Annotated in this window: 18 protein-coding genes; 14 read left to right on the forward strand and 4 right to left on the reverse strand. The window is 63.8% G+C overall.

What is annotated here, in order from left to right; translation table 11 throughout:
• Positions 1–12: 12 nt before the first annotated feature.
• From AC1DYW_RS21675 to AC1DYW_RS21705, 7 genes are all read left to right on the forward strand, one after another.
• A complete protein-coding gene (locus AC1DYW_RS21675; protein ID WP_457152149.1) occupies positions 13–870 on the forward strand; it encodes a CoA transferase subunit A in 858 nt (285 codons plus the stop codon).
• Positions 867–1,664: a CoA-transferase subunit beta gene (locus tag AC1DYW_RS21680; protein WP_457152150.1), complete on the forward strand. Its 798-nt coding sequence runs from the start codon at positions 867–869 to the stop codon at positions 1,662–1,664. Before AC1DYW_RS21675 ends, AC1DYW_RS21680 begins: the two co-directional genes overlap by 4 nt.
• A 2-nt stretch (positions 1,665–1,666) precedes the next feature.
• On the forward strand, positions 1,667–2,872 hold the full coding sequence (gene pcaF, locus AC1DYW_RS21685) for a 3-oxoadipyl-CoA thiolase (protein WP_477227831.1): 1,206 nt from the start codon (positions 1,667–1,669) through the stop codon (positions 2,870–2,872).
• A gap of 153 nt (positions 2,873–3,025) precedes the next feature.
• A complete protein-coding gene (locus AC1DYW_RS21690; RefSeq protein WP_457152151.1) occupies positions 3,026–4,057 on the forward strand; it encodes a BMP family protein in 1,032 nt (343 codons plus the stop codon).
• 278 nt (positions 4,058–4,335) lie between these two features.
• Positions 4,336–5,847, forward strand: a complete 1,512-nt coding sequence (locus AC1DYW_RS21695) for an ABC transporter ATP-binding protein (protein ID WP_457154251.1) — start codon at positions 4,336–4,338, stop codon at positions 5,845–5,847.
• Positions 5,847–6,902 (forward strand): ABC transporter permease, encoded by a 1,056-nt coding sequence (locus tag AC1DYW_RS21700; protein WP_477227593.1) that lies wholly within the window; start codon positions 5,847–5,849, stop codon positions 6,900–6,902. Before AC1DYW_RS21695 ends, AC1DYW_RS21700 begins: the two co-directional genes overlap by 1 nt.
• Positions 6,899–7,843: an ABC transporter permease gene (locus AC1DYW_RS21705; protein WP_457154249.1), complete on the forward strand. Its 945-nt coding sequence runs from the start codon at positions 6,899–6,901 to the stop codon at positions 7,841–7,843. The genes AC1DYW_RS21700 and AC1DYW_RS21705 overlap by 4 nt, the downstream gene beginning before the upstream one ends.
• Positions 7,844–7,871: 28 nt before the next feature.
• On the opposite strand, the gene AC1DYW_RS21710 is transcribed toward AC1DYW_RS21705, so the two are convergent.
• Positions 7,872–8,639 carry an SDR family NAD(P)-dependent oxidoreductase gene (locus AC1DYW_RS21710; RefSeq protein WP_457154248.1) on the reverse strand — a complete coding sequence of 256 codons (768 nt, stop codon included), beginning with the start codon at positions 8,637–8,639 and terminating at the stop codon, positions 7,872–7,874.
• Between the two features lie 291 nt (positions 8,640–8,930).
• On the opposite strand from AC1DYW_RS21710, the gene AC1DYW_RS21715 reads away from it, so the two are divergent.
• Together AC1DYW_RS21715 and AC1DYW_RS21720 are read left to right on the forward strand one after the other, a co-directional pair.
• Positions 8,931–9,086 carry a hypothetical protein gene (locus AC1DYW_RS21715; protein ID WP_095084108.1) on the forward strand — a complete coding sequence of 52 codons (156 nt, stop codon included), beginning with the start codon at positions 8,931–8,933 and terminating at the stop codon, positions 9,084–9,086.
• Positions 9,087–9,223: 137 nt separating this feature from the next.
• Positions 9,224–10,165: an LLM class flavin-dependent oxidoreductase gene (locus AC1DYW_RS21720; protein ID WP_477227594.1), complete on the forward strand. Its 942-nt coding sequence runs from the start codon at positions 9,224–9,226 to the stop codon at positions 10,163–10,165.
• Between the two features lie 16 nt (positions 10,166–10,181).
• Here AC1DYW_RS21720 and AC1DYW_RS21725 read toward each other — a convergent pair whose 3' ends face one another.
• The gene (locus AC1DYW_RS21725) at positions 10,182–10,856 is read right to left on the reverse strand and encodes a cysteine hydrolase family protein (RefSeq protein WP_477227595.1); all 675 of its coding nucleotides are present in this window, start codon (positions 10,854–10,856) and stop codon (positions 10,182–10,184) included.
• 232 nt (positions 10,857–11,088) lie between these two features.
• Here AC1DYW_RS21725 and AC1DYW_RS21730 point away from each other — a divergent pair, with 232 nt between their 5' ends.
• Genes AC1DYW_RS21730 through AC1DYW_RS21745 form a run of 4 tightly spaced genes read left to right on the forward strand, consistent with a single transcriptional unit; the run spans position 11,089 to position 13,338 of the window.
• A complete protein-coding gene (locus AC1DYW_RS21730) occupies positions 11,089–11,217 on the forward strand; it encodes a hypothetical protein (protein WP_280952795.1) in 129 nt (42 codons plus the stop codon).
• The gene (exbB, locus tag AC1DYW_RS21735; RefSeq protein ID WP_457153737.1) at positions 11,208–11,924 is read left to right on the forward strand and encodes a tonB-system energizer ExbB; all 717 of its coding nucleotides are present in this window, start codon (positions 11,208–11,210) and stop codon (positions 11,922–11,924) included. The genes AC1DYW_RS21730 and exbB overlap by 10 nt, the downstream gene beginning before the upstream one ends.
• A gap of 26 nt (positions 11,925–11,950) precedes the next feature.
• Positions 11,951–12,418 carry a TonB system transport protein ExbD gene (gene exbD / locus AC1DYW_RS21740; RefSeq protein ID WP_457153736.1) on the forward strand — a complete coding sequence of 156 codons (468 nt, stop codon included), beginning with the start codon at positions 11,951–11,953 and terminating at the stop codon, positions 12,416–12,418.
• Positions 12,415–13,338: a TonB family protein gene (locus tag AC1DYW_RS21745; protein WP_457153735.1), complete on the forward strand. Its 924-nt coding sequence runs from the start codon at positions 12,415–12,417 to the stop codon at positions 13,336–13,338. The genes exbD and AC1DYW_RS21745 overlap by 4 nt, the downstream gene beginning before the upstream one ends.
• On the opposite strand, the gene AC1DYW_RS21750 is transcribed toward AC1DYW_RS21745, so the two are convergent.
• Positions 13,335–13,523 (reverse strand): hypothetical protein, encoded by a 189-nt coding sequence (locus tag AC1DYW_RS21750; protein ID WP_457153734.1) that lies wholly within the window; start codon positions 13,521–13,523, stop codon positions 13,335–13,337. The two genes, AC1DYW_RS21745 and AC1DYW_RS21750, sit on opposite strands and share 4 nt — an antisense overlap.
• A gap of 64 nt (positions 13,524–13,587) precedes the next feature.
• Positions 13,588–13,839 carry a hypothetical protein gene (locus AC1DYW_RS21755; RefSeq protein ID WP_457153733.1) on the reverse strand — a complete coding sequence of 84 codons (252 nt, stop codon included), beginning with the start codon at positions 13,837–13,839 and terminating at the stop codon, positions 13,588–13,590.
• Between the two features lie 699 nt (positions 13,840–14,538).
• Here AC1DYW_RS21755 and AC1DYW_RS21760 point away from each other — a divergent pair.
• On the forward strand, positions 14,539–14,679 hold the full coding sequence (locus AC1DYW_RS21760) for a hypothetical protein (RefSeq protein ID WP_457153731.1): 141 nt from the start codon (positions 14,539–14,541) through the stop codon (positions 14,677–14,679).
• Positions 14,680–14,934: the final 255 nt, after the last annotated feature.

Consider the following 14,934-nt stretch of genomic DNA (forward strand, 5'->3'; position numbering starts at 1 on the left):
GAGCCCGATGCGATGGTCAAGTTCCTGCCGCTCAAACAGGCTGTGGCCGAGAACCTGAACAATGGCGACTCTGTCGCCTTCGAGGGCTTCACCCACCTGATCCCGACGGCGGCGGCGCATGAGGCGATCCGCCAGGGGTTTCGCGACCTGACCCTGATCCGCATGACGCCAGACCTGATCTACGACCAGATGATCGGCATGGGCATGGCGAAGAAGATCATCTTCTCCTATGTCGGTAATCCCGGCGTCGGCCTGCTGCGGCGCGCCCGCGACGCCATCGAGAACGGTTTTCCCAGATCGATCGAGATCGAGGAACACAGCCATGCCGGCATGGCCAACGCCTATGAGGCGGGTGCTGCCGGCCTGCCCTGCGCGGTGTTTCGCGGCTATCGCGGTGCCGGGCTGGCAACGGTCAATCCGAACATCAAGTCGGTGACCTGTCCGTTCACCGGCGAGGTGCTGGCAGCCGTTCCTTCGATCCGGCCCGATGTCACCTTCATCCATGCCCAGAAGGCCGACCGGAAAGGCAATGTGCTGGTCGAAGGCATCGTCGGCATCCAGAAGGAAGCGGTGCTGGCGGCTAGCCGAGCGGTCGTGACTGTCGAGGAAGTGGTCGACAATTTCGACGATCTGCACCCCAATCTAACGGTGCTGCCGCGCTGGACGATCGCGGCGATCTCCGTTGTGCCCGGCGGTTCGCATCCGTCCTACGCGCATGGCTATTACGCGCGCGACAATGCGGCCTATCTCGAATGGGACGAGATCGCCGCCGACCGAGACAAATTCCAGGAGTGGATGCAGGCGAATGTCATCGAGAAGAGCGCCGACGATTTCGCGGCCCGTGTCGAGCATCTGAGGAAAGCGGCATGAGCGACAATCCGGACTTCACCCCCAACGAGATGATGACGATCGCCGCCAGCCGCGCGCTGCGGAATGACGATGTCTGCTTTGTCGGCATCGGCGCGCCGTCCGCCGCCTGCAATGTGGCGCGGCTGACGCATGCACCTGACATCACCTTGATTTATGAGAGCGGCACGATCGGCACCGCGCCAGACGTGCTGCCGCTGTCGATCGGCGATGGCGAATTGTGCGAAACCGCGGTCACCACCGTCGCGGTGCCGGAGATGTTCCGCTACTGGCTGCAGGGCGGCCGCATCTCGATAGGCTTTTTGGGTGCTGCCCAGCTCGACAAGTTCGGCAACATCAACACCACCGTCATCGGCGACTATTTCCACCCCAAGACCCGGCTGCCCGGCGGCGGCGGCGCGCCGGAAATCGCGACGTCGTCGAAGGAGATCTACATCACCATGGCGCAGACCAGGCGCGGCATGGTCGAAAAGATCGATTTCTTCACCTCCTTCGGCCACGGCGAGGGCGGCGATCATCGAAAGCGGCTTGGCATCGACACTGCGGGCCCGACCTTGCTGATCACCGATCTCGCCATCTGGAAATCGGACCCGGTGACCAAGGAATTCACGGTCGTGTCGTTGCATCCCGGTGTCACGCGCCAGCAGGTGCAGGAGACCTGTGGCTGGATGGTAAAGTTCGCGGAGGCGCTTGACGAAACGCCGGCGCCAAGCGAACTCGAACTGACGACATTGCGCGACCTGCAGGCCCGCACCAAGGCGGCGCATGAGGGAAGCGGAAAAGCAAAGGCTGCATGAACATGGCCGAGGCCTATATCTGCGATTACATCCGCACGCCGATCGGCCGCTTCGGCGGCTCGCTGTCCTCGGTGCGCGCCGACGATCTCGGCGCCATACCCCTGAGAGCACTGGTCGAGCGCAATCCCGGTGTCGACTGGCAAGCCGTCGACGACGTCTTCTATGGCTGCGCAAACCAGGCCGGCGAGGACAACCGCAACGTGGCGCGCATGGCGCTGCTGCTGGCCGGTCTGCCGAAGGAGATCCCGGGCTCCACCGTCAACCGGCTGTGCGGCTCCGGCATGGATGCGCTGACCATCGCCGCGCGGGCGATCAAGGCCGGCGAGGCCGAACTGATGATCGCAGGCGGCGTCGAATCGATGAGTCGCGCGCCCTTCGTCATGCCCAAGGCCGACACGGCGTTTTCGCGCAACGCCGAGATCTATGACACCACCATCGGCTGGCGCTTCGTCAACCCGCTGATGAAGAAGCAGTATGGCGTCGATTCGATGCCTGAAACCGGCGAGAACGTGGCAGAAGAGTTCGCCATCTCCCGCGCGGCCCAGGACGCCTTTGCCGTGCGTAGCCAGGACAAGGCGGTCGCAGCGCAGGCCAACGGCCGGCTGGCCAAGGAAATCACGCCGGTGACCATCCCGCAGCGCAAGGGCGATGCGGTGGTCGTCTCGAGGGACGAGCATCCCCGTGCCGGCACGACGGTCGATGCGCTGGCCAAATTGCCGACGCCGTTCCGGCAAGGCGGCATGGTGACGGCCGGCAATGCCTCCGGCGTCAATGACGGGGCGGCGGCGTTGATCGTTGCCTCTGAAGCAGCCGTCAAGAAATATAGCCTGACGCCGATTGCCCGTATCCTTGGTGGCGCCGCGGCCGGTGTGGCGCCGCGCATCATGGGCATCGGCCCAGCGCCGGCGACACAAAAACTGTGCGCGCGGCTTGGGCTGACGCCGCAGCAATTCGACGTCATCGAGCTCAACGAAGCCTTTGCCTCGCAAGGCATCGCCGTGCTGCGCCAACTCGGCATCGCCGAGGATGCACAGCACGTCAATCCGAATGGCGGCGCCATCGCGCTCGGCCATCCGCTCGGCATGTCGGGCGCCCGCATATCCGGTACGGCGGCGCTGGAGCTTCGCGAACGCGGCGGCCGCTATGCGCTGGCAACCATGTGCATCGGGGTCGGCCAGGGCATCGCGATCGCGCTCGAACGGGCCTGAGCGGCAGCCTCTTCTTGGCCGGCTAAGATCGAGGCTGATTCGGGTGCGCAAATTTGACCATGTGGACAAAAGTGCGGACCCGTTCCATAGTTCCCTGTCTGACATTTTCACGAACAGCCGGCTCGACACGGCTGTCGAACAGAGGGGAATGCAATGGAAAACCGGAAGAATAGAATCCAGATAAAACGCGAAGGGCTTTCGCGACGCAATGTGCTGGAATTGGGCGCGTTTGGCCTGGCTGCGGCCATGCTGCCAGGCGCCGCCTTCGGCAAGGACAAGAAGCTGAAGGTAGCGGCGATCTTCGCCACGCCGATCGAGGAGCCATGGGACAACCAGATCCATGTCGCCTTGCAGAAGGCCGAGAAGGAACTCGGCATCGAGTACAAATGGTCGGAGAAGGTGCAGACAGCCGATTTCAGCCGCGTCATGCGCGAATATGCGCAAGGCGGCTACCAGCTGGTGCTGGGCGATGCCTTCGCAGCCGAGCGTGAATCGCGCCGCACCGCCAAGCAGTTCCCGAAGACCGCCTTCCTCTTCGGCTCCGGCGCCGGACCGGCGGAACCCAATTTCGGCGTCTTCGACAACTGGATCCACGAGCCGGCCTATCTGTCCGGCATGATCGCCGGAAAGATGTCGAAGTCGGGCACGATCGGCGCTGTCGCGGCGATGGGCATTCCGGAAGTGAACCGGCTGGTCAACGCCTTCTTCGCCGGCGCCAAGGAGGTCAATCCCAACATCAAGAAGAAGGTCGCCTTCATCGGTTCCTTCTTCGATCCGCCGAAGGCCAAGGAAGCGGCGGTCGCGCAGATCGACGCCGGTGTCGACGTGATCTATGCCGAGCGTTTCGGCGTCATCGAAGCGGCGGTGGACAAGAAGATCCTCGCCATCTCCAACATGTCCGACCAGTCGAGCCTCGGCCCCGACACGGTCATCACCGGCCCGGTCTGGGACATGTATCCGACCGTCCAGCAGGCGATCAAACTCGTCAAGGCCGGCGTCTTCACCGCGCAGGACTATGGCGATTTCTCGCGCATGGCCAAGGGCGGTTCGCAACTCGCGCCCTACCACAAGTTCGACAAGACGCTGCCGGCGGACGTCAAAGAACTGGTCGAGAAGAAGAAGGCCGAAATCCTCGAAGGCAATTTCCGCGTCGATGTGGATGAGAATACGCCGGTTTCGGATTGATTTTTCTCACCCTCCCCCTTGTGGGGGTGAGCAGCCGGTTCGCCGCAGGCGAATTCATCGTGCCAGTGGCACGATGAAGGCTAGCGAACGCCGGACGCTGCGAAGCAGCGGGGACCCGGCGGGGCTTGCCAATTATCAGCCCAGCCCTTCGCAGGCTCAGGGCGTTCGAAACTCGAAAAGCCAAGAAATTGGCTTTTCGTCCGCTACGCGGACCGTTTCTCACCCCCACAAGGGGGAGGGTGAAGAGCTGCGCCAACGCCATCTCACCGGGAGCCATCTTGCCCGCCCCACTCATCGAAATGCTCGGCATCACCAAGAGCTTCGGCGCCGTCAAGGCGAACGAGGCCGTTGATCTCAGCGTCGCGCCGGGCGAGATTCTCGGTCTTCTGGGCGAGAATGGCGCCGGCAAGACGACGCTGATGAACGTGCTGTTCGGCGCCTATGCGCCCGATGCAGGTGAGATCCTCATCCAGGGCCAGCCGGTGCGGATCGCCAGTTCGGCCGATGCGCTGGCCGCCGGCATCGGCATGGTGCATCAGCATTTCCACCTGGCGCCGAGGCTGACTGTGCTGGAAAACCTGCTCATCGGCATATCAGGCCGATCAGGGCGGATCGACCGCGCCGGCGGGATGGCGCGGCTGGCGGAGATCGGCCGCCAACATGGGTTGACGCTTGATCCCGACCTTCCGGTGTCGGCGCTGTCGGTCGGCGAGCAGCAGCGGCTCGAAATCGTCAAGGCGCTGTTTCGCGGTGCCAGGCTGTTGATCCTCGACGAGCCGACAGCGGTGCTGGCGCCAACGGAGGTCGACGGGCTGTTTTCGGCGCTGCGCTCGATGGCGGCACAGGGTCTCGGCATCATCTTCATTTCGCACAAGCTCAATGAAGTGCGGGCGCTGACCCATCGCTGCACGGTGCTGCGGCATGGCCGCGTCGCCGGCCGTGTCGATGACCCCGCCAACACGACATCTGCCGCAATGGCGCAGCTGATGTGCGGCCACGAGATCGTGCCGCCGGCGAGGGGGCCATCGACCCCCGGTGGAGCGGTGCTGACGCTCGACGGCATTTCGACATCGCGGCATTCGGGCACGGCGTTGCGCGACGTGTCGCTTTCGGTCCGCGCTGGCGAGATCCTCGGTATTGCCGGTGTCTCGGGCAATGGTCAGCGCGCCCTGGCGGAAGTGATCTCCGGCGTGCGCGTGCCCGATGCAGGCCAGATGACCATTGCCGGCCAGAAAGTGTCTGTGTATTCGCCGCGCGAGGTGCAGGCGCTCGGTCTCGGCCGCATCCCGGAAGACCGCATGACGACCGGCCTGGTCACCAACCTGCCGCTCGCCGATTCGATGGTGCTGCCGCGCATCGGCACGGCGGCGTTCAGCAGCAGGGGCCTGCTCAAGCCAGATGCGATCCGTGCCTTCGCCGAGGCGCAGATCAAGGCCTATGACATTCGCTGCCCCGGACCGATGACCCGCGCCGGGGCGCTGTCGGGCGGCAATCTGCAGAAAGCGCTGCTGGCTCGCGAACTCGCCTTCGATCCGAAGGTGCTGATCGTCTCGCAGCCGACGCGGGGCCTCGATATCGGCGCCGCCCGCTTCATCCATGAAAAATTCCTCGACATGCGGGCCAAGGGCTGCGGCATCATCGTCATCGGCGAGGATCTCGAGGAACTGCTGGTGCTCTGCGACCGCATCGCGGTGATGTATGAGGGCCGAATCGCCGGCACGCTCGACAGCGCCGATGCGACGGTGGCCCGGCTTGGGCTGATGATGACCGGCGCGGAGGGGCACAGCTGATGTTTCGCCTGGAAGTCCGCACCTCGACGCCCGCCTGGTTCAATTTGGCCCTGCCGCTGCTGGCGATCGCAGCCACGCTTGTCCTGTGCAGTGGGCTGATTGCGTTGGCCGGCGCCGGCGTCATCGATGCCTATGGCGTGATGTTCACCGCCTCGCTGGGCGACAGCTACGCCATCACCGAAACGATGGTGCGTGCCGCGCCGATGATCTTCACCGGGCTGGCGGTGGCGGTCGCCTTCCGGGCAAAATTCTGGAACATCGGTGCCGAGGGGCAATTGCTGGCCGGCGCGGTGGCCAGCTGCTTTGTCGGCGCGATCCCGATGCCGGGGCCGCTCGCCATGCTGTTGATGGCGGCGGCCGGTGCCGCTGCCGGCGCGGCGGTTGCCTTGGTGCCGGCGACACTGCGGGTCAAATTCAAGGTTGACGACGTGGTCAGCTCGCTGTTGCTCAACTCGGTCGTCTACTATGCGCTGATGGCACTGATCGAAGGGCCGTGGAAAGACAGTTTCAGCGGTTATCCAATCTCGCCGCCGATCGAGGATTCGGCGAATTTCCCGGTGCTGCTCGAAGGCACGCGGCTGCATCTCGGCGTTGTCGTGGCGCTGCTGGCGGCGCCATTGATCTGGTTCCTGATCGTGCGCACGACGCTCGGCTTCCGGATCAGGGTCACCGGCGAGAATCCCGAAGCCGCACGCTATGGCGGCATCCATGTCGAGCGGGTGCTGATCTCGACCGCGCTGCTGTCCGGGGCTCTGGCCGGGCTCGCTGGGGTCGGCGAGGTCGGCGGCGTGCATTTCCAGGTGATGAGCGACATCTCGCCGGGCTACGGCTATTCCGGCATCGTCGTCGCCATGCTGGCGCGGCTCAATCCGCTCGGCGTGGTGCCGGCGGCGATCTTCCTGGCCGCCGTGATGACCGGCGCCGAGGCGATGTCGCGCGCGACCGGAGTGCCGGCCTTCCTCAGCGATGTCATCCAAGGCACCGCATTGCTTGCCATGCTGGTGGCGCTGCTGTTCACCGCCTACCGCATCCGCCGCGTCGGAGTGACCCGATGAGTGCCGTGTTCGAACAGATCTTTCAGGTCGGCTTCCTGGCCGCGATCATCCGGATCGCCACGCCGCTTGCCTTCGCGACGCTTGGCGAAATGTTCTCCGAGCGCGCCGGCGTGCTCAATCTCGGCATCGAAGGCATCATGCTGTTGTCGGCGATGACCGGCTTCACCGCCACCAGCCTCAGCGGCAGCCTGTGGCTCGGCGTGCTCGTCGCCGTGCTGACCGGCATGCTGATGGGCGCGCTGCATGCGCTGTTCACGGTGGCGCTGGGCCTCAGCCAGCATGTCTGCGGCATTGGTGTCACGCTGTTCTCTTCGGGCCTCGCCTATTTCCTCTATCGGCTGATCTTCGGCCAGCAATCGGTGCCGCCAAGCATCAAGGGGTTCGAGACGCTGCCTATCCCGGTCCTCTCCAGCTTTCCGGTGCTCGGACCGGCGGTGTTCAACCAGTTTGCGCTGGTCTACATGGCGATCCTTGCCATTCCGCTGGCCGCCTTCGTCCTCTACCGCACGCCCTGGGGCCTGTCGGTGCGCATGGTCGGCGAAAATCCGCGCGCCGCCGATTCGGCCGGTGTCAGCGTCATCGCCACGCGCTTCCAGGCGGTCATCCTCGGCGGTGCGCTGATGGGGCTGGCCGGCGCCTTCCTGTCGATGGCGCAGTTCAACGCCTTCACCTTCGGCGTGGTGTCGGGGCGCGGCTGGGTGGCGATCGCGCTCGTCGTGTTCGGCCGCTGGGATCCGTGGCGTTCGGCAGGGGCTGCGCTGCTGTTCGCCTTTGTCGATGCCTTGCAACTGCGTATGCAGGCGAGCGGGCTGGGGCATATCCCCTACGAGGCATTCCTGATGCTGCCCTTCATCTTCACCATAGTCGCCATGGCTGTCATGTCGCGCAACGCGGTGGCGCCGTCGGCCCTGCTCAAGCCGTTTCGTCGCGAGGAGCGCTGACAGCCAAGGGCTGTCAGCGTCCAGCTGGTCACATGGCGGTAAAGCCGTTGTCGACGAACAGATGCGTGCCGTTGACGAAGCTGGATTCGTCGCTGGCCAGGTAAAGCGCGGCCCTGGCCACCTCTTCCGGCTCGCCGATACGGCCCTGCTGCGCGGCCAGTGCGGCGTCTGAGACATCGATGCCGAGCCGACCGAGATCGGCAACCTCGCGCAGGCCGTGCGGCGTGCGGATGAAGCCGGGGCAGACCGCGTTGCAGCGGATGTTGCGGTCGCGGAACTCGACGGCGATGGCGCGCGCGAACATGTGGCAGGCGCCCTTGGTGGTGTCGTAGAGCACCTCCATCGGTGTTGCCGCCACTGCCGAGATCGACGAGGTGCAGACGATCGAGCCGCCACCGGCCGATATCATGCCGGGCAGCACGGCGCGCGTCATCAGGAACATCGAGCGCACGTTGACGGCATGCAGCCAGTCCCATTCCTGCACCGTCGTCTCCAGGAACGGCTTTATGACGATGGTGCCGGCATGGTTGAACAGGACGGTGATCGGGCCGAGTTTTTCGGTCGCGCCCTTCACCGCCGCCTCGACCTGGGCTTCATCGGACACGTCGGCGACCCAGTGTTCGGCTATGTGTCCCCGCGCGCGGATCGCCACCGCGGTTGCGGCCGCCGCCTCCCCGTTGCGGTCGATGATCGCCACCTTGGCACCTTCCGCGGCGAACAGCTCCGAAGCCGCTCCGCCCATCCCCGTCGCGCCGCCCGAAATGATGGCGACCTTGCCGGCCAGTCTTGCACCCATTTTCCTGCTCCCCTGTCTGACGATTTCATGTTCGCCGATCGCGCGATGCTATCGTGCGCGCTCCGGGCGGCCAATGCATGATTTGGGTGCAGCGAGGACAAGGCCATAGGTTCATTCAGGGCAAGAGCAATGCACGGCGTGACGGGTCGAGCTGTGGCCAAAGCACGCAGTCCCAGCAACTCGGTACCAATTCCTGATCAGATGTCAGAAAATTATTCTACCCATGGTCGAAAAATAGCAATCGACAAAGTCTACAAGTTTTATAGATTAACCGGCGAGACGGAGGTCGATATGTCCTATATCCAGAACGCCCAGACGGATCGCAGCAGCCAGCGGCTGGTCAACGCCCAGGCCTTTCGTCCGGCCTATGCCGGTGCTTTCGCCTATATCGTCTTTGCCCTTGCGTTCGTGTTCACCGGGGCAGTTGTTCTGGGCCTCATTCCCTGAGTCGTCAGATCGACCGGGACTAGCCGCCCACGCTTTCAGGCAATCGGAGTTGAATGAACCGGATCCTCGGTGCGCTTTCGCGCGGCTGGGATTCGAATTTCACAGCATCAGTGATTCCAGAGATGGAGGAGATGGCAATGCCGATCGAGTTCACGCATGTCCCCAGCAAGACCGCCGACGCCGCTGTTCCCTTTTTCTACGACTTTGCCGAGACCGCGACCAAGCTCGGGCTGATCGAGGATGGCGGCTTCAGAAAGATCGTCGTCGACGATTCGGCCGGGCTGTTGACCAATATGGATCTTGCAGCCCAGGTGCTGGACCGGACGTCGTCGCTGGAAGTCGTGCTCACCCACTGGGCGGGCGTGGTCGAACCGACGGTGGCGGCGCGGCAGCTGGCGTCGATCGACAGGAAGAGCGGCGGACGGCTGGCGCTCAGGATGATCAGCGAACCGCTGAACGACGACGATGCCGAAACGCGGCCGGTCGGGCACACGGTCATCTGGCAGCGCATCGACGAATATCTAGTGCTGTTGAAGCGGCTGTGGTCGAACGACCGGCCGTTCGACCATGAAGGCGCATTCTACAGCATCAAGGGCGGTTATGTGCCGCGCAAGGGTCCGCACGGCGCCGATCTCGTCATCCGCATGGGCGGGCAGTCCGGAACGGCGCTCAAGGTGGCCGGTCGGCATGCTGATGTCTTCGAACTGGCGCCAGGCTCGATCGACGAGGTCCGGCAGCTGATGGAGCGCGTGCGGGGCGCCGCAGCCGAACATGGCCGAGCCGGCAAGCTTCGCTTTGCGCTTCCGGTCAGGATTCACCGGGGCGCTTCCGCCGCCGGCCACAAGGCGGTCGATGTTGCCGGGCCGTCGGCCCAGGCGGCCCTGTCACTACTGGCCTATGCAGCTCTCGGGATCGATGAATTCATGATTGTCGGCGTCGACACGCCGCGCGAGATTGCAACGGCCGGCCGTGAAACGATCGCCCTGCTGCGCAATTCGCTGGCGCGTCGTGAGGCGGAGGTGCCGCAGCCCGGTGCATATGCGCCGCGCGTGCCGCAAGTGGTGCGTGCAGCGGGCTGAGCAAGCGCCCTTGGCATCAACCTGTCGCGCCACTCAGCCGCGACAGGCCTTCGATGACGGCGGCAGATTCCGCCAGCGCGCCAAAGACGCCGTCCTCGACCGTCACCATATGAAGCGCTGCCTCATGGGCCTTTTGATCGCCGCTGGCACAGGCATCGGAAATCGTCAGGCACTGAAAGTTGCGGTCGCAGGCCTCGCTCAGCGTGGTGTGGACGCAGACATCCGTCGTGCAGCCGGTAAACATCAGATGTGTGATGCCTTGCGCGCGCAGCACAAGCTCGAAATCCGTATAGGTGAAGGCGCTGTTGCAGGTCTTGTCTACGATAATGTCCTGCGGCGCGACGTCGATCTCTGGAACGATCTGAAACCCCGGGCCTGAACGAAGCAGGATCTCGGTGCCTTCGAGACCGGCGCGCTTGCGGCGCCATTTCTCGTAAAGCGTCATGTCGGCCATGTCAGCCCGATAACCCTGCCTCGTGTGGATGATCCTGACACCGGCCTTGCGGGCGGCGGCGATCAGCCGGCCCACGGTCGGCAGGATCGCCCTCAGCGGCGAGGGGTCATATCCCTGCCTGGCAAAATAGCCCGTCGTCGACAGGAAATCCTGCTGCAGGTCGATGACGACAAGCGCGGTGTTTTCGGCGACCAGCCTGCCGTCATAAGGGAAGTCGAAGGGCGTCGCCTTGATCATCTTTGGCTCCCGGTTTTTGGGCCGGCACCATAGCACTTTGCAACAACGCGACGACACCAGATGCCGGCGGCGCGGATCCGAATTTCGCGCCGATATTGACGGTCGCGACCAATTATTGATCGTTACACTCACCTTCAATGTTGACTAGCAATATCATGTTTTATAATTAACCTGGCATCGGCCTGCCGACAACCAGTATCTGGAATTGCGGCGGCCGTACTGGAGAAGAGCCATGACCGTGGCTGGAATTGATGCCCAGACGGCCTTCCACATCGACGCGGTGCGCTTTGCTGTCGGCGAGCGGACGCTGCTCGCTCCGGTTTCGCTCGATCTGGAGGGCCTTCGACAGCAATGGAACTGACCTTGCCGCACGATCTGTCGCCATGGGGCATGTTCATGGCGGCCGATATCATCGTCAAGGCGGTGATGATCGGGCTGGCCTTCGCCTCCCTCGTCACCTGGACGGTATGGCTGGCCAAATCGCTGGAGATTTTCGCCGGCAAGCTGCGCATCCGTCATGCCGTACGGGCGATCAGCGATGCCGCCACCTTGAAGCAGGCCAGCCGTGCGCTCGACTGCAGCAGCGGCCCCGGCGCGCTTCTGGCGCGGGTGGCGGAAGAGGAGGTCGCACTCTCGGCCGGAGCGCTCGATCATGTCTCGGGAGACGGGCTGAAGGAACGGGTCACCTCGCGCCTGTCGCGCATCGAGGCGGCGGCGTCACGGCGCATGTCGCGCGGCACCGGCCTGCTGGCGACGATCGGCTCGACCGCGCCATTCGTCGGGTTGTTCGGTACCGTCTGGGGCATCATGAACGCCTTTATCGGCATCTCGCAGGCGCAGACCACCAATCTCGCTGTGGTCGCGCCTGGCATCGCCGAAGCGCTGCTGGCCACGGCGATGGGTCTTGTCGCTGCCATACCGGCTGTCGTCATCTACAACGTCTTTGCGCGCTCGATAGCCGGCTACCGGCAGATCCTCGCCGATGCCTCGGCGGGTGTCGAACGGCTGGTCAGCCGTGACCTCGACTTCCGCACTGTCGCGCCGGCAACGGCGTTGGCTGCGGAATGATGGCGGCGGGCTAGCGGAGCAAGGCGATGGCAAGCAGAATCCGACAGACCATGGACGACGATCTCGAGGAAAGCCACGAGATCAACGTCACCCCGTTCATCGATGTCATCCTGGTGCTGTTGATCATCTTCATGGTCGCCGCACCGCTGGCGACGGTGGATGTCAATGTCGATCTTCCGGGCTCGACCGCTACGCCCGCGCCGCGGCCGGAAACACCGTTGTTCCTGACGCTGAAGGACGATCTGACGCTGGCGATCGGCAACGACAGCGTCCCGCGCCTGGCTTTCGCCGCCACGTTGGACAGCAGGACGAAGGGCGACAAGCAAACGCGCATCTTCCTGCGCGCCGACAAGGCGGTGGCCTATGGCGACCTGATGGAGGCGATGAACCTGCTGCGCGGAGCGGGCTATCTGAAGATTGCGCTGGTCGGCCTGGAAACGGGTCCCGCGGCCGACGCCCCGGCGCCCGCCACCACCAGAGCAGCAGTGCCATGACGCAAGTGGCCGCCTTGCCCTTGGTCGAGTTGTCGCGCTTCAGCCGGCGCGACCTTGGCTTGTGGGCGGGTGCGGCCGCGCTGGTCCTTGGAGCCCATGTCGCGGTCGCCTATGCCGTGCAGACCTTCAGCATGGTTGACGAAGCCGATGGTGGCCCGCCACCGGCCCAGGTGATCGAGATGGCGGCGATGGTGGTGATGCCGGCGGTCGAGGAACAGGTGGCCGTGCTGGACGCGGTGACACCCGATCAGACCGAGCCGACGCCCGAACTGGTCGAGAAGGCACAGCCGGTTGTCGAACAGCGGCAAGTCGTCCCGCCCGATGAGACCGAACCCACCCGGACCGAGGTGGCTGAACAGGTCGACCAGCCGTCGCCGGATGAGGTCGTCCCCGATATTGTCGAGGCCGTCGCACCCGACGGGGCTATTCCATTGCCACAACCCAAGCCGGTCGAGGCCCCCAAGGACAAGAAACCGGTCGAGGCCAAGGCGAAAAAGCCTGTCGACAGACCAAAACCGCGGCCGAGGAAGGAGACGGCGGCGCCGCCGAACACGGCGAGCATCGCCAGCGCCGATGCGAGGCCGGCCGCCAGGACGGCCGCGCCGAAGTCGGCGGAATCGGTATCGCGGTCCGGCGATTCCAGCAAATGGGACTCCCGCCTGGGGGCCTGGATCAAGCGGCACACGCGCTATCCCAGTTCAGCCAAGGCCCGAGGCGTGGAAGGCAAGCCATATGTCGCCTTCACGGTCGACTCGTCCGGCCGGGTCCTGTCTGCCAGGCTCACCCGTTCCTCCGGGGATGCCGATCTGGACCGTGCTGCGCTCGCCGTGTTGCAAGGCGCCACCGTGCCGGCACCGCCGTCGGAACTTGGCGCGCGCCAAAGCCGCACGGCACCATTCGTGTTCAGCCTGCGCAACTAAGGTCTGTTGATATTCAGATGAGGCCGGCCTGCAAATGCAATCAAGGCCGCAATGGCGGCCGCATCGGACGGCCTGCCCTTGATGATGTTGGCGACCACGGTATCGGCCTGTTCGAACCAGGAGACCATGTCGGCGCTGCCGAGATCTGCGGCGGCTCTTTTCAGCAGCGGCAGCAGGCTTTGCAACGCGCACAGTGTCTCCCAACGGGTCGAACCTGCCGCCGCGCATGCGGCTGGCGCTTGCATGCGGCTACGCTCTCCTTGCGTGAGCGCGATTGTCTTTTGGCTGCGCCTTGGGGTGCAGCGGGTTGCCGCTGAGCTGCGGATGCCTGGCCGGCCGTGCGCCGCGAAGGACGTCGAAGGCTTCGGCATAGGCCATGCCCAGCAGATAGGAGATCATGGGAAAGCGGTTTGCTTCAGCCATCTGCACGAGCTCATTGGTCATCGACGAGATGTATTGAAGACTATCGATCTCCGACTGACGTAAGGATTGGTTTGGCACGTGCTTCTCCTGTCATCTGGTGGAACTCAGGGAACGCGTCACTGACATATTTAGCCGACTAATTAATCGACCGACCCACCGGAGGTGGGCAGTCTGCGGTGTCGATATGGTCATAGATCGGCGCATCGGCGAGGCGAACGAGACCAAGCAAGCGGTTGATCGCCGAATGACCGAGCGCGGCGGTGGGGCATGCCGACGGGCCATGATTGGTCGCCGCAGGCATCATGTTCTGGCCGATATCCCGGCCTGCGAAAAGAAGACAGTCTGCGTGCCGGCGGCAATCGTCAGCTTCGGAGCGGGGGTCGCTTTCTTGGCCATTTTCATCCCTTCTTGACCCTCATGGGATCCGTTGAAAGACCCTAAAAACGGGGATCCACGACAAGAAAGGTAAGGTCGAAAGAGTTAATGGTTTGTTAAAATTATAGTAAAGTAGCGCGCAAAAGGCGGTCTTGCGACTTATCTTTCCTGGCGGTTAAGTGTAAAATATCGATTTTGTTCAGATGCAGAGTTTGACAATCGTTGGTATGCGCTCTTTTGGTGCATTTTTATTCTTATTTAGCGTAAACAGCGTGGCCGGGAGGGCTTAGCCCGTCCCGGGTGAGGCTGACCACCAGCTGGTCGACGCTCGAATGGCCGAGCCTGACGACATTTTCCATGCTGATGGCGTGCCTCGGGCGGATGTTGGATATGTCGCGCCGCATGATGACGGACACGAATGCCGGCCAAGCCTCGGTCAGAAGCATGGCCTTGCCCGTCAGCGTCGGTTCGGAGATGGGGGCCTATTGCACGGAGATCAGCGACGGCTCGCCAGTCTGGCGGCGGTTGATGCCGCTGAAATAGATCCAGTTCAGACGCAAGTTCGCCTCCCCATGGTGGTTGCCGCGCGCCTGTGCCCATGCCGATCCCCGCCGTTCCGACCGTCCGGTGACCCTTCTGAAGGTGACCAGTTTCGGCTTCGCGCCGCACGAAGGTCACCGATCGCATCAACGGGTCGGGGCGGTGCGGAATCGAAAAAATAGACGAAATAGGTGCCTCCCGCGATCGATGGACTGGGAGGGCGGATCATCTGAGGGAACAGGCTCTCGGAAATTGGCG

This window comes from Mesorhizobium sp. P2_D5 (assembly GCF_056404355.1).

Coding starts and splice junctions, on each gene's coding strand:
- AC1DYW_RS21730 (WP_280952795.1), top strand. CDS start 11,089: ATGACCGTGGCTGGAATTGATGCCCAGACGGCCTTCCACATCGACGCG.
- AC1DYW_RS21710 (WP_457154248.1), bottom strand. CDS start 8,639: ATGGGTGCAAGACTGGCCGGCAAGGTCGCCATCATTTCGGGCGGCGCG.
- AC1DYW_RS21715 (WP_095084108.1), top strand. CDS start 8,931: ATGTCCTATATCCAGAACGCCCAGACGGATCGCAGCAGCCAGCGGCTG.
- AC1DYW_RS21725 (WP_477227595.1), bottom strand. CDS start 10,856: ATGATCAAGGCGACGCCCTTCGACTTCCCTTATGACGGCAGGCTGGTC.
- exbD (WP_457153736.1), top strand. CDS start 11,951: ATGGCAAGCAGAATCCGACAGACCATGGACGACGATCTCGAGGAAAGC.
- pcaF (WP_477227831.1), top strand. CDS start 1,667: ATGGCCGAGGCCTATATCTGCGATTACATCCGCACGCCGATCGGCCGC.
- exbB (WP_457153737.1), top strand. CDS start 11,208: ATGGAACTGACCTTGCCGCACGATCTGTCGCCATGGGGCATGTTCATG.
- AC1DYW_RS21745 (WP_457153735.1), top strand. CDS start 12,415: ATGACGCAAGTGGCCGCCTTGCCCTTGGTCGAGTTGTCGCGCTTCAGC.
- AC1DYW_RS21705 (WP_457154249.1), top strand. CDS start 6,899: ATGAGTGCCGTGTTCGAACAGATCTTTCAGGTCGGCTTCCTGGCCGCG.
- AC1DYW_RS21700 (WP_477227593.1), top strand. CDS start 5,847: ATGTTTCGCCTGGAAGTCCGCACCTCGACGCCCGCCTGGTTCAATTTG.
- AC1DYW_RS21690 (WP_457152151.1), top strand. CDS start 3,026: ATGGAAAACCGGAAGAATAGAATCCAGATAAAACGCGAAGGGCTTTCG.
- AC1DYW_RS21680 (WP_457152150.1), top strand. CDS start 867: ATGAGCGACAATCCGGACTTCACCCCCAACGAGATGATGACGATCGCC.
- AC1DYW_RS21675 (WP_457152149.1), top strand. CDS start 13: ATGGTCAAGTTCCTGCCGCTCAAACAGGCTGTGGCCGAGAACCTGAAC.
- AC1DYW_RS21760 (WP_457153731.1), top strand. CDS start 14,539: ATGATGACGGACACGAATGCCGGCCAAGCCTCGGTCAGAAGCATGGCC.
- AC1DYW_RS21720 (WP_477227594.1), top strand. CDS start 9,224: ATGCCGATCGAGTTCACGCATGTCCCCAGCAAGACCGCCGACGCCGCT.